12 protein-coding genes and 1 pseudogene are annotated in these 14,227 nt (G+C 33.8%); 2 read left to right on the top strand and 11 right to left on the bottom strand.

The genetic code is table 11. From position 1 onward, the window contains the following. Window positions 1–66 precede the first annotated feature (66 nt). The 4 genes and pseudogenes from O7776_RS09045 to O7776_RS09030 all read right to left on the bottom strand — a co-directional run bounded on the left by O7776_RS09045 (window position 67) and on the right by O7776_RS09030 (window position 4,669). A complete protein-coding gene (locus O7776_RS09045) occupies window positions 67–684 on the bottom strand; it encodes a DUF7010 family protein (protein WP_274310265.1) in 618 nt (205 codons plus the stop codon). Between the two features lie 504 nt (window positions 685–1,188). Beyond that, a complete protein-coding gene (locus O7776_RS09040; RefSeq protein ID WP_274310264.1) occupies window positions 1,189–1,821 on the bottom strand; it encodes a type 1 glutamine amidotransferase family protein in 633 nt (210 codons plus the stop codon). A 75-nt stretch (window positions 1,822–1,896) separates the two neighbouring features. After that, a pseudogene (locus tag O7776_RS09035) lies at window positions 1,897–2,858 on the bottom strand (helix-turn-helix transcriptional regulator). A gap of 356 nt (window positions 2,859–3,214) precedes the next feature. Beyond that, on the bottom strand, window positions 3,215–4,669 hold the full coding sequence (locus O7776_RS09030; RefSeq protein ID WP_274310263.1) for a serine hydrolase domain-containing protein: 1,455 nt from the start codon (window positions 4,667–4,669) through the stop codon (window positions 3,215–3,217). 195 nt (window positions 4,670–4,864) lie between these two features. On the opposite strand from O7776_RS09030, the gene O7776_RS09025 reads away from it, so the two are divergent. Then, a complete protein-coding gene (locus O7776_RS09025) occupies window positions 4,865–5,449 on the top strand; it encodes an NAD(P)-dependent alcohol dehydrogenase (RefSeq protein WP_337999467.1) in 585 nt (194 codons plus the stop codon). 211 nt (window positions 5,450–5,660) lie between these two features. Here O7776_RS09025 and O7776_RS09020 read toward each other — a convergent pair whose 3' ends face one another. From O7776_RS09020 to O7776_RS09010, 3 genes are all read right to left on the bottom strand, one after another. After that, the gene (locus O7776_RS09020; RefSeq protein ID WP_274310262.1) at window positions 5,661–6,269 is read right to left on the bottom strand and encodes a cysteine peptidase family C39 domain-containing protein; all 609 of its coding nucleotides are present in this window, start codon (window positions 6,267–6,269) and stop codon (window positions 5,661–5,663) included. Between the two features lie 357 nt (window positions 6,270–6,626). Further along, window positions 6,627–7,340, bottom strand: coding sequence for an Ntn hydrolase family protein (locus O7776_RS09015; RefSeq protein WP_274310261.1), 714 nt, complete (start codon window positions 7,338–7,340; stop codon window positions 6,627–6,629). Window positions 7,341–7,801: 461 nt separating this feature from the next. Further along, window positions 7,802–8,326: a hypothetical protein gene (locus tag O7776_RS09010; protein ID WP_274310260.1), complete on the bottom strand. Its 525-nt coding sequence runs from the start codon at window positions 8,324–8,326 to the stop codon at window positions 7,802–7,804. A gap of 623 nt (window positions 8,327–8,949) precedes the next feature. Here O7776_RS09010 and O7776_RS09005 point away from each other — a divergent pair. Further along, entirely contained in the window at window positions 8,950–10,839 is a 1,890-nt protein-coding gene (locus O7776_RS09005; RefSeq protein WP_274310259.1) for an acyltransferase family protein, read from the top strand. Window positions 10,840–11,151: 312 nt separating this feature from the next. Here O7776_RS09005 and O7776_RS09000 read toward each other — a convergent pair whose 3' ends face one another. The 4 genes from O7776_RS09000 to O7776_RS08985 all read right to left on the bottom strand — a co-directional run bounded on the left by O7776_RS09000 (window position 11,152) and on the right by O7776_RS08985 (window position 14,180). Beyond that, window positions 11,152–11,568: a hypothetical protein gene (locus O7776_RS09000; RefSeq protein ID WP_274310258.1), complete on the bottom strand. Its 417-nt coding sequence runs from the start codon at window positions 11,566–11,568 to the stop codon at window positions 11,152–11,154. Between the two features lie 104 nt (window positions 11,569–11,672). Continuing rightward, entirely contained in the window at window positions 11,673–12,035 is a 363-nt protein-coding gene (locus tag O7776_RS08995; RefSeq protein ID WP_274310257.1) for a VOC family protein, read from the bottom strand. A gap of 220 nt (window positions 12,036–12,255) precedes the next feature. Next, complete coding sequence (locus O7776_RS08990; RefSeq protein ID WP_274310256.1) at window positions 12,256–12,738, bottom strand: YjdJ family protein; 483 nt, start codon at window positions 12,736–12,738, stop codon at window positions 12,256–12,258. Between the two features lie 320 nt (window positions 12,739–13,058). Beyond that, window positions 13,059–14,180 carry an S-layer homology domain-containing protein gene (locus O7776_RS08985; RefSeq protein WP_274310255.1) on the bottom strand — a complete coding sequence of 374 codons (1,122 nt, stop codon included), beginning with the start codon at window positions 14,178–14,180 and terminating at the stop codon, window positions 13,059–13,061. Between the last annotated feature and the right edge of the window lie 47 nt (window positions 14,181–14,227).

Here is a 14,227-nt window from a genome sequence, read left to right as displayed (position 1 = left end):
TCTAATCCTTTAATGTGTAGGGGTATATTTTTTCGCTGTAAAGTACTATCTCACTTTTTAAGTTATTTATTTCGGGACGATACCTAGCAACCTTTTACCCATTAACCATATTGCCAGACCAGTTGCCCACAAGATCAGGGCAGAGCCAAAGCCTACCACAGACATAAATGCATTTATTTGATGTTCCCCTAGTGTAACCTTCGCAGGCACAAACAGTAATGTAATAATAGCAAGTAAACAAAGGAGTGCACCTGTAAAATAATAGAGTCTAACTTGAAATAAAGGGGCTAATGGGATAAAATGAACACCGACAATAATAGCTATTAAGACAGGTATAAGTTCAGTGTGACGAGTAGCGTTACAGACAGCAATCGTAATTGCTATAGCCAAACCCTCTGCCGTGAAAATAATGTTAAACCAAAACATCATACGTTTCCCACGCTTTAAATCTGTTTTTGAAACTTGTTCCGTTAATTCTCGCGATGCACGTAATAATGAAACACCGCCGATGAACAGAGCTATACCTATGGTAACAGTAGCAACTAACAACAATGGAACTCCCCAGCCTTGCAATCCCATAATTCCTGTGTACGCCCACAGAGTACCGAAAAACGCCATGAAAAATACACCAAATGCCGTTCCGTGTACTGCGGATCTAGGAATAGTTTTTGATGTTTGTGTCACAAATAAAAACCTCCTTTTAACCTAAGTATTTGTTCATTGCAACCGCATATCAACTTACCTTAGTATAAGAAAGTTTATTCGTAAAAAAATCCGATATACCTTTTTATATTTATATTCAGGTGGGCAAATTACTGAACCATTTTGCCCCTTTACCTCTATACACCGTATTCACTATATGACCCGATTGTTGTACAAATATCAACCAGGACTCTTCCACTAAACTGCCCCGTTAGTTGAATAAGAACAGAGACGATTCTTCAACAATCGCGCCAGATTGTTGAATATCGTTCCAACATTATTGCCAAAGAAAAAAGCACACCGTTGTTAAATAAGATTAAAAAGAGATTTAATTACCAATTCTATTAATAACAATTCCAGGAGTTCTTTGTAAGTTTTTTACTTCCATAAAAATATTTAAGTTATATACAAAAACCATACTTTGACATTGTCTAAAGCATGGTATTTATTTGAACTAATATAAAAATGCTAAGTTGATTTTTTAGCTCAGCTATTTATTGAATTCATTAACTGGAAGAAGTATTCAGGTTTATGAGTCTTATTTAGGTTATACCATGAATGTAATGTGTCGGGTGCAAATACATCTAATTTTTTCAGTACTTCCATCGTAAATTCTAGAGGTGCTACTCCTGATGCAGTAATCAAATTCTCACCAGATACCGCAGGTCTCATCTCATAAAATTTTTCTCCTTTATAATTAGGACAGACCATTTTAATATACTCTAAGTCATTGCTTGTGTGTTTTCTAGAATCTAAGTATCCCATATTCGCAAGGGCCTCAGTTGCACCACAAATTGCAGCAACAATAGTACCAAGCTTTAAAGCTTCGCCAATTTTTTTTAAGATAGGTTGATGAATATCTTCTCTCCAAGTAGTTCCTCCAGGTAAAATTAAAAGATCCTTACTTTCAAGTTTACATTCATCAGGGGAAATATCTGGTTTTATGCTTAGTCCTCCCATCGTAGTAATCATTTTTTTATTAGCTCCTACTGTAACTACTTTTAAAGGTGCTAAATCTTTTTTGAAATATCTTCCTGAGTTTAGTTCAGCAATTAAATATCCATATTCCCAGTCTGACATTGTATTAATAACATAAAGATAAACTTTTTTTGTTTGCATCCAATAACACTCCAATCACAATTGATATAGCCTATTATAAAATAACTTCCCTGACAGTTAACGTCAGGGAAGTTATTATACTTGATGAAATTTTATTAGTTCCGACAGAACTTCAATAAGTCTTTTCTTAAGACTTATTGGCTCAATAACTTTAATAGATTTATTGTACGGTAAAAGTAAATAAGGTACATATGTATGTATCATATCTTTTTCAAGAAGAAAAACTGCTTGATTTGAAGTCCGTTCTTGTAAATAATGTCCTAAAAACCAATGTTGGCAAATATCAGCCAATACACTTTTATCCCCATTAATAACCAAAGAAATAATCCCTTCCTTATCTTCTATAGTTGGAAGAAGATTTTTTATAAAAAAGTCACGTGCGGAAAAATTTTCTGGCCGGTTAAACTTATTTTCGGTTGGCGTTAGACTTTCAATTCGGTCTACTCTAAAACTACGGATATCATTCCTAAGATGACAAAATCCAATCACATACCACTTGTTATTCCAATAGATAATTCTGTACGGATCGACCAATCTATAATTTAATTGCTTTTCGCCACTTTTATGGTAAAGAATTTTTACTGAGTACCCGTCAGCTACGGCCTGCTCCAACTCCTTCAAAAAAGGTTCCATAGAGAGTGAACTTAATCGACTTATTACTTCAAGACTAGTTATATGTTGGTTTATCTTTGTTTCCTGCTCTTGATTTGAATATTTGCTTAGCTTTGAAATAGCCCTATTTAGTGCTTCGCCACCATAATATCCAGCTTCTTCTGCAAAAACAGCAGCATGATAAAGTGAAGTTTGCTCCTCAAAATCAAAAAAAAGAGGAGCCTCAATAAAATTATTCAATAAAGTGTATCCACCGTTATGTCCTGGTTCTGAAATTATAGGTACGCCACTTGTTGAAATTGTATCAATATAACGATACACAGTCCTTATATTCATCTCTAACTTTTCTGAAATTTGTTTTGCAGTAATTTTTTCACCTGACGAAGCATCCATAGAATTGCTAACATATTGTCAATTTTAGGCATATAATTCCACCTCATATAGAATTTATTATCTATCATATAAGTTTATTTTTCTTAATTAGTAATAAGTAAACTTTAGTTTATCATTTAAATTCAACTTATTTCCTTGAATTAGATTATTCTGTCTTGTAAGTTTAAGAATAATTCTTAACAATCTATTTCTGATTTTTAGTATAACCCATCAACTGCGTTATTCCACAATCTGGCCCGATTGTTGAACAAAAGTTATACAACGCTCTTCAACTAAACTGCTCCGTTAGTTCAATTAAGAAAAAAGAGCTGCATATGCAACTCTATGATCTTCAAGTAAAGCCCTCGTTAGTTGAATAAGGATCCGTGTTATTCCAGCTTGAAAAATATTAAAAGCTGTCCTTTAATTTCTTAAATGATACTCTTATCGCCAACAAGCCGTTAAATGCCAATAATGTAACCGTTATGATTGTTAGGAACGCTAAATCAGGTGAAAACATTTCGATTGCATGCCATGGTGACCCCACAAATTTCAATAATACTGGAACAAGAATAGCTGATAAAATTAAGCAAAAAAAACCCAAGATAGCCCACAAACCATTTTTGCGTATTTTTTTTGACTTTAATTTTAATAGTAAATAAATGAATAACACAAACAGCATACAAATAAACCCAAGGCTAGCGAATTGAATTGTTGGCGTATTTTTTGGAATATCAACTGGTTGCTCCCCATTTAAAATATTTATAATACCGGTTTTAAGGTAGTATAATCCTTCTTCTTCTAACTGATTATTTTTATTTGTAAGAATTACTCCACCCCAGTCGGTACTCGGAATATAAAACATCTCTGCATGAGAATCAGGTGTTGAGCCTGAATGCCATATCATTTTATCCTGAGAGTCTGGATTAGATATTCTTATTCCTAATCCATAATAACGGTTTTCACCTGTTTGAATATGTGGAGTTAAATATTGATTCATTATATGATCACTTAAAAAATCATTGAAATCTTTCCCACTTAGAAATTTGATGTATTGGACTAGATCTTCAACACTTGCAGTAATATATCCATAAGGTGCTCCTCCATTATCATATGTTACGGAACTTTTCAGAGGTAATCCGAACCATGACTGATACCCACTTAAATATCCCTTTTCATAAGCTGTCTCATAATCTGCTGCTGCTCTATTCATTCCTAAAGGTTTAAACACATTTTGTTCCATGTACTCTGCATATGTTTGATTAGTAACTTCTTCAATAAGTGCTCCAAGAATTAAAAAATTGGCATTACTATATTGATATTTTTCTCCAGGTAATGCAGTAAGGTTAACGTTTGATAGACTCTCTACACTTTTCTTTATTGAATCAAAATCTAAAGATTCTTTGTCTGAGATTGATAACCCTGTATACGTACTAAACCCACTCGATTGGGTAAGTAAATGTTTGATAGTTATTTGAGCTACTTCTTGTTTATCTTCTAGCTCGAACCAAGGAATATGCTTTTGAACTGGATCATCAAGTTCCATCATATTCTCATCAATTAGCTTCATGATGGCTAAACCTGTTAATGATTTGCTGATAGAGCCTATTGTAAAAGGAGTTTCTGTCGTGACCTGTTCCTCCGATTCTCCTGTTATCCCCCACGATTTTGTATAAAAAACTTCATTGTTTTGAATAATAGCAATCGATGCCCCAGGAACTTTATATTCTTCTAAATACGATTCGATATAGGAGTCTAGCACCTTCTCAATATCTTGGTTTGCTGAAACTAGCGTTGTAGGAAGAAATATTGTATAACATAAAATGATTAAACTAATTTTGAATATTACTTTGAATATTTTCATATGAAAGAACTCCCCTCCATAAATAGTTTCGGTTGTTCCGGGAATACCTAAGCCTTCAACAGCACCTACAAGTGAACTTTATCATTTCCAAAAGTGTATATACTTACAATATATTCCTTTTTATATAAAGAATAGGTACCAAAGCATGAATTTGTGTCGGTCTAGAGGCGTAGGAAGTCATTGTCCATATAAAAAATATTAAATCACTTTCATTTTACCTTTCACTCGTCAAGTGCTCTAGTAGATAAAGGGAACATAAAAGCTGGTGATCGAGTCCTTATACGTGGTGCAGGAGGTGTCGGTATTTTCGCCATACAGATTGCAAAAGCACTAGGAGCACATGTTACAGTACTCGCTTCAAAAACTACCATGGATGCAGTAATAAATTATGGTGCAGATGAAGTATTCGACTATCGCAAAACATCACCTGAAGAACTCGAGTTGTTTGATATCATCTTTGATTCAGCAGGAAAAGAACTTAAAGCATTTAGAAAGAAACTTAAACCAGATGGAAAATTGCTCACAATTGCATTTGATGCTGAAAAACCAATAAGAGGTCTATTCAGTGTTCTTCTTTCTGCACGGTACAGACAGCACCGAACTCGTTTGGTAATTGCATTTCCTAATCGTAAAAACCACACACACCTTGCACAGTTAGTCAATAATGGTGAAATAGTTCCCGTCATCAATTCCATCTATCCAATGGAGCAAATTGTTGAAGCTCATCGACATGCTGAAAATCGTGGTATTTTAGGGGAAATTATTATTATTATACCTTAGTCTTGAACAAAGCAAGGTCAAAGAAAGAGCCATCCTGCATAGGATGGCATGTTTATTTTAGATATAAAAAGATTAGTTTAACTTTAGTTGTAACGCTCACTCCGTTAATTGAAAAAATGCACCCAAAGCATTGTTTGGGGACGTTTGTTAAACTAAATTTCTTGTCAGCAAAACTAGAGAGTTTAAAATTTCTTCGTCATTGATATTAATGCTACGTGACGTCTACAGCTATGTAAGTATTGCTATAAAGAAGCATGTGGATTCTCTTTACATTCCACAATTTTTGAAATTCCTTAATTGGAACTTTTCGATTATATTTTTTATTGTCATCGTCACAATTCACCAGGTGCCCTAACGATTCTGAAAGGTAAATATACTCTTCGTCGTAGCCTACAACGGGGACAAAATGCAAATTATTACGTCCCTTATGAACTTTAATAAAAACAATTACAGGCGTTCCTTTACTAACTTCGTACTTTAATGTATGTATATTCCCTTTATAGTAAATTGTTTTAAAGCCTTTTTCTCTTAATATTTTACGAATTCCCTTTGGATACACATTTCCTGCTTTTGTTTTACAAGGGAAATGTGTATATAACGATTCTCCCTTAGCTTCTATACCAAAATGACGTAATAGATACGCTGTTGAAAATGCTGCACATTCCGTGTTTTTTTGAAAATCTATTCGATTGTTTTGTTGAATAAGGTAATTAGGTGGATAATCTCTTTTGCGGAAAGTAGGTATAGGTAATGTCATTAAATATGCATTAATACTAATTGATATAACAGCCCATAAAATAACGGTTCTAATAATAAACATATTGCCTCCCACATTGCTTAATATTCGTATGAAAATAATATTTTATAACCATAATTAACCATTCCAGTTGATTATTTAAAGTATAACATTCCTAAACCGTCGTTTGGAAACATTTCACAAAAGAATGTTATTCAACAATTTGGCCCTTAAATGGAAAAAGGCGCATTCCCTATTAAAGAAATACGCTTTATTGCGGGATTGCGCAAAAAATACATTTCATAAAAGAATGTTATTTAACAATATGGCCCGATTGTTGAACACAAGTTAACCAACGCTATTGAACTAACCGCCACGTTAGCTTAATAAGGAATTTCCAAAATAGATAGGATAGATGTTAATTGCCTTTTGTACTTCCAATTATTTCACTATATCTTTCCCGTCCCGTCTTACCCAAACCGTGTCATCTTTTGTAATCTGCACAATATCAATATTTCCACCAACTGTTTGCAGCTCCTTACTTTTATCCACGTTTTCTTTCATCACTTCCGCAATGACGTTATAAGTAAATGCAATGAGCTCGTCGTTACTTTTTTGTATGAGTGCGGCTGCCATCTCGTCATAACTTATTGGTGGATGTTGCTCGCTAAATGTAATCATATTACTAAAAATTTGCTCATGGTCACTCCCGCTAAATCTAAAACCATACTCATCTATAGGGATTGGATAATTTTTAATATGTTCACCGTTTTTGAATTCCATCGATACGAACACTAAATTCCCTTCCTCCGCGCCACCTAGATGGATTTGAGTCGTAAATCCCGCATAATAACTGCAAAATTTTCTTATGACATATTCAATCGTATCAGCTATCGTCATGTATTCACTATTCGGATAATGCTCCAATCCGTAAACTAAATCATTAATATCCATATATCGAGAAATAATCTCGTTCGTTTCCTTATTGAAAATAACACGCGTTAAGCTGCCAGAAAAAGAAATCGCCACTTTATTCGGTAAAATGAATATTTTCCGACATTGATCATTGTGGACCGGTGTATTTTTCCATGACGCCCTACTATCAATTGCCATAATGATGGAATCCTTGCCCTTTACGTTTAACGCAACAGTCATTAAACCAATCCCCTTTCCCAAAAGGTATGGCTATTTTATGATTGGGCGTCAACAAATATCATCAAGGACGTACCGAAGCTAGCGAAATAAGCAACTATTCTTGCCTAAACGTTGTAAAACTGCTTAAATCTGATGGGACCCCATACACACAAGTCCTTTTGTTATTCATACAAAAAGCCGCGAATGTAGCTTTTGAATAAAGTTCGATTAAAAGTAAGTTGCAAACGCTGATTTTATACAGAAAGAAATCAACTGTTTTGAAACAAAGTTTGATCAAAACAGTTGGTTCTTTATTTATCTAGTTTGGTTATAATAAAAAAGATTGATTATTTCGGGATGCGAATATTCAATTAAAGCACCCGTTAGTTGAAGAAGAAAAGAATCACTTATTAAACAATCGCCCCCGATTGTTGAAGAACGTTATTCAACTAAAGCACCCTGTTAGTTTAAGTTCATTCCACTCATTTTGTTGATTTCTCCGCTACAATCTCAAACCTCGTTGTTGATGTTGACTCATCATGTGAGAAGGTAATTTTATAGTCTATTACTTCATTCGTTTCTATTTTACGAATTGATGTTGTTACAGCACCATCCCCTACATAAGTTAATTGACTATTATCCGCAATTTCGTAAGTTTTTACATCATCTTCTTCATTCGTTGCAAACCCCACTCGTAGAATCGTTTCACCGTAAACAAAAGCAAGATTGGAATCTGTGTTCGCTTCATGGTCATGAAAGGAAATGATCGCCTTTAACAGTGGTAGTTTACCATCTTCCACCAATACATAATCGGTTATTTCATAGTTGCTATAATTCTTGTCCTTCTTGAATGCCGCGATTGCATCATCCTTGATGTATGGCTTATCTGGTTCTTGTTGATCTAGATTTGTTGAAGTGGCAGGGGGTTCCGATGCAATCTTAGTAGTATTGGAACATCCTATTAGTGGCAGAGTCAACAATATCCCTAAAATTACTCTTGTTTTCAACATTTTTCCTCCCTCTTCTTTTCACCTTATTAGCTTTACTTGACCTAAATAAACTCTCCAAACAAGAGACATTGAATATATTTGATTTTCAGTACCGGGTTATATGGAGGTTGTAGAGTTTGAAATTCCAACTGACGTATTACTGGATGTCCTTGTAAGCAACAAATACATTAATTACAAAAACGGCACTATCTCACTCAATGGAAAGTACCATTTTTTGTGGTTCCATAATATCTGTTGGAGTTTTCACGCAATTTGTTACGTAAAAAAACACATTCTCCCTACTTTTCAATTTCTCAGAAATAAAAAATTCAATGCCACCAATACCACTCACTTCGAATCATCAAACGATTTTTGAAAAAAAAATCAAGCATCTACTTCATATACCGCTTGATGTGCTTATTCAAAACGCATCCATCGAACCTAAATGATAGTGGCAATGCCTAAGAATGCAAAAAAACTGAATAATAAAATTTATTATTATTTTAACTTTTTAAGTACTTCATACGTCTTTGATAATGAAGCACTTAAAAAATAAGAAACGTGCGTTATTACCCTACATACTAATAATTTCATAGATAAATAATGTGAAAGAGTTTTTATAGGTTTTTGGAGGAATATTTATGTTATACAAGACATTCAATCAACGTTATATCCCGGGATTAGATGGGATTAGAGCTTTAGCAGTATTAGCTGTAATTGCTTACCATTTTAACTTTAGTTGGGCCCGTGGGGGATTCCTAGGAGTCGATATCTTTTTTGTTTTATCAGGTTACTTAATAACCACTTCCATTTTACCAATTGAAGGAAATAAGTTAACTGTTAGTTTGCGACAATTTTGGATTAGACGGTTTCGACGTCTACTTCCAGCAGCATATGTTATGATTTTGACTACTTTCGTATGGGTGATGTTATTTAATCAGGAACTTCTAAATACTTTGCGCGGAGATGCATTATCTTCTATTTTTTACTCAAGCAATTGGTGGTTTATTTTTCACGAAGTCTCATATTTTGATAGCTTTGGATCTCCTTCACCTTTGAAAAACTTATGGTCGTTAGCAATTGAAGAACAATTTTATATCATTTGGCCAATTCTGTTGATTATTGGACTATATGTATTTAAAAAGCAAAGCAAATTATCAATTATCGTCTTTATCGGGGCATTTTGTTCAGCAATGTTAATGGGCATACTGTATCAGCCAGGAGCAGATCCAAGTCGTGTCTATTATGGGACAGATACTCGATCATTTGAATTGCTGATAGGCTGTTGGTTAGCTTTAGTTTGGCCCATGAAAAGACTTTCGTCCAAAAAACTTTCTACTGAGCATGTTTATAAACTAAATAGTATAGGATTAATTGCCTTTAGTATCTTCATTCTCAGCATTTTTTTTGTGGATGAATATCAAGCATTTCTTTACAGAGGAGGCATGTTCCTTATTTGCATAAACTCAGCGGTATTAATAGCTTGTGTTTGTCATCCAAGTAGCTTTTTAGGGAAAATACTTTCTTTGAAGCCCCTTTGTTGGATCGGTTCAAGATCATATGGAATCTATCTTTGGCATTATCCTATTATTGTGTTGAGTACCCCTGTTCACGAAATAGGAAATCCAGTATACTGGCGTGTCGGTTTTCAGCTAGCCCTTATTTTGATAATTGCGGAATTATCATATCGCTTTATTGAAATGCCGATTCGTAAACAAGGATTCCGATTATATTTTCGGGAGTATCTATTAGTAAATAGAAATAAGTGGGGAAGCTTTTCGTTTTCTAGGAAAATATCCACTGCCCTTATCCCTCTATTCCTTCTAATATTTTTTACAGGAATCTCAGGTGTGGTAGGTACAGATCAACAAGAAAAGGATTTATATCCAACAAAAGTTGAAATAAATCTTGGGGAACAATCTTCTTCTATCGATCAGAAAACACCAGAGAAAAATGATACTAATCTAGATAAAGAAGTTAAGACAAGTGTGGACCAAAACACTGAAACACCTCAAACGGAGAAAAACGAATCAAGCGTAAATCCTTTGAACGAATCTTATACTGGTATATTAGCCATTGGAGATTCAGTAATGATAGATATTGCTACAAGCTTATCTAATATATATCCTAATATTACCATTAACGCAAAAATCGGACGACAAGTTTCACAAGCTGTCGATTTGGCACCTAGTTATGCTCATTTCAATCATCAAGAAAAAGCAGTCATTATTCAACTTGGAACAAATGGTTATTTTACGAATAATCAGATTGACACGCTACTAAATGCTTTTTCGAATGCTGATATTTATTTAGTAAATACGCGCGTTCCACGTTCATGGGAGGGGAAAGTGAATAATTCTCTCTATAAAAAAGCTCAAGAACATGACAATATTACGTTGATTGATTGGCATTCTGCGGCCCTAGACCATCCAGAATATTTTGCTTCAGACGGAGTACATTTGGAACAAAAAGGGATAGAAACCTTAACAAATTTAATTCAACAATCAATAAATACACGTACGAATGGTTAAAGATATTGTTGGACTATTGCAGTAAAGTAACTATTCTTTGATACGAATACACGCCTGGTGATTATCTAGTTTCTACCAAACTTTTAATCCTCTGGCTGACGCTGTGTATCTTCTTAAATCTGTGGTAATTTTTACTTTATATATTTTTGGGCAAGGTTGTTTTCTCAAAGATTATTGCTAAACAAATCATAGGGTTTAACATAAAGAAACAGACAATACTCTTCATACATGTAGATTATTTGTCTGTTTTTATGTGTAATTTTCGCAAATCGAATGTTTAACTAAAGCTCCCGTTAGTTTAAGATGAATACTTCACAAACTTTGGTTAATCCCGCCGAACTTGTCATTTCTTTTGATTTTAAGTGCTTTAGCGAATACATAACCAGTTAATCCTAGTGATGCACAAATAACATAGCATTTATAATTTTCTTTTTGTAATACTTGTTCGAGTTCATTCGTGTTACCGTGCCAAATCGGCCAAGCATATAATTTAAAGTTCTCAAATTGTTCTCTGTTCTCTACAAAAAATGTATTTAAATCAACTTCATCAATATCAAACAAAATACTTCCCGCCATTACATGACGGAAATCATGTGCTAGATATTTCTCGAATGTAACAGTTACAATTTCATCTGTCACTGTTTCGATATCTAAAGTTAACTCATTTTCTAGAAAACTTGCTGAGTACCCAATTATCACACCATCGTGAATAGATATTGTAATTCCCATCACCCCCATAAAATGCTGCGTTGTTTGAATAGGAAATAATAATTACCTATAGCAACCCCATGATATTTTACTAAAGCCCCTGTTAGTTGAATAATAAAAGAATCTTAAATTTCTTTAATAATCTCTACTCTGTTTCCAAAAGGATCTCTAAACTCAAAACGTTCAAAATTTGGAATTGGTACTGAATCCAATATTTTTATATTATTTTCCACCAATACTCTTCTCCAATATGATACATCTTCTACCTGGTATGCTAAGTGGGATTTAGTTGTTAATCTATTAAAGCCATCTTCTGTTCCTACATGCACCTCTTTATCACCAACTTGTAACCAAAAGCCCCCTCTTCCTTGAAGTGAAATTGGCTTTTCAATTTCTTCTAGTCTCAATACATTACAATAAAAATTCTTACCTTCCTCTTCAGCACCTTTTGGAATAGTTATCTGTGCGTGATGTAATCCAAGAATCATATAAATACCCCCTAAGTATTAAAACTATTTCTTATCTTTATTGTACTTAATAATATATATATATTTCAAATTATGTATTATTTATGTAAATTCATTATTATTTCTTAATGAATTAAACTGCCTCGTTAGTTCAATAAGAAAAAAGAGCTGCATATGTAACTCAATGATCTTCAAGTAAAGCCCACGTTTGTTTAAATAAAGCTCATCCCAAAGATACAATTTAATTTGTATTAACACTCACCATGTGCTTGAAATTTCTTAAGCACACGAAGACCGTAAAAGCCACACTAATTAGACCACTTACTAAAGTAATCCAGAAAAAAATTCTTCCGCCTATTGTTGTTGAATTAAAAATAAAACCACTTAGTAGTATCATAATACAACCTATTAATCCCAAAAAACCAATAGCCCATATAGGCTTATATTTTACCAAATAATAACCAACTACACTCAAAATGTAGCATACACTAACCATCATAATAGCAGGAAATAGTGGTTGAAATTTAGCTGCATAAACAAAATAATCAAGTTGACTAATATCTCGACCATTCGTGATCTCAATGTTAAATAATTTGGTAAACGGTGTTGAATACCCCCATTCCAAAGAATTATAAGTTATTGCACTTCCTTCATACCAAGCTATTAATGTTGATACCACTAAAGTAAAGATTCCAACGATGAGTTGTAAAACATACTTAAACAATTTTCGTCCTCCGAATAAATTCTATTTATTACCAAGACGGCATTAATTGCTTTTTGTTCCAAAATCGATTATTTTGTCGCCGTTGGATTTAAATAGCTTTATTGCTATTCAACACCTGCTCCGTTAGTTTAAGTACATTTCTTCACAATCTTCACAATTATATCAACATAAATATCCAATAAAAAATCATCTAACCTCTAAGAAATATATAGAGGTTAGATGATTTTAATCAATCTTTATTACAAATTATCGATCTTTATTATAAATAATCAATCTTTATTGCAAAGCTACAATTGAGAATTCCTTCCGCTTTTTTGTTCTTAGTTGATCTCAGTTTTTAATGATTCTTCCCAATCTTGTTCATAGTCCTCTTCATCAAGAACAACGTTATAAATTTTCCATTTACCATCATCGTTTTTCTTAAGATAAGCAGTTCCTGATAAGTCAATTGTCGTGTTAAAAGACATATCTGTAGCTGTCATAGATACTTTATATACTAAGTTATCAATGCGGACTTGAGCAAAATGATTATTTACAGAAACAGCATTGATCGCATATTCACCAATCTGTTCCATCATTAATATAGTATCTGTTTCTTCAAACATACCTCCCATATCCAAACTATCAAGTGAATATGCTAGTTGGTAACCAATTGTCGTTTCACGATAAAGTGCTTCTAATGCTTCTAAGTCTTGTTGTACAGTGAATTTCATCTCATCTTTAATGTTACGATCAACTGTTTGAATGATCGCAAGTTGATCTTCATCTGTTCCGGGCACTAGATGCAAGGCACGGTCAATCATTACGATAGCTTCAGCACGAGTTGCATCATTGTAAGGTTTGAAGACATCTCCGTACCCTTTGATAATTCCTACAGCTGCCGTTTTCATAACCGCTTCATAGGCAAAATTCCCCTGCGGTACATCCGGGAATACTATTCCTGTTGCTGAAAAATCAAGCGTTGACTCGAATGCACGGTAAATCATGACTGCCATTTCGTTACGTGTAATCTTATCATTCGGTCGGAATGTACCGTCTGGTTTACCATTGATAATGCCTTGGCTACTGGCAACCTTAACATACTCGTAATACCAATTCGCCGGTTTTACATCAGGGAACGATTTAACTGTTTCACCTGCATGTAAATTCATCGAATTCACTAAAATTTTAGTGAATTCAGCACGAGTAATTGAATTTTTTGGTTTTATAGAGACGTATGTATATTCATATTCCTCTCCATCTTCCTCAACCGATTCTGTTTCCACATACCCGTCTATGATATCCGAATACAAGAAACGTTCCAATTCATTGTATGCCCAATGATCGTAATCAACATCATCCAAATAATATAAATCGATGGATTTTTCTGCTGCTACTGCTGGCGAAACAGAAATAAGTCCAAATAATACAAGGGAAGATAAAAAAACATATAGTGCTTTCATTGGTTTGCCCCTACTTTCTTCTATTAAATTTTTACCAATAGACGTAG

This window comes from Solibacillus daqui (genome assembly GCF_028747805.1).
Classification (GTDB): Bacteria; Bacillota; Bacilli; order Bacillales_A; family Planococcaceae; genus Solibacillus; species Solibacillus daqui.
Note: the sequence above shows the minus strand (reverse complement) of the source record. Positions and strands in the feature narration are given on the sequence as shown.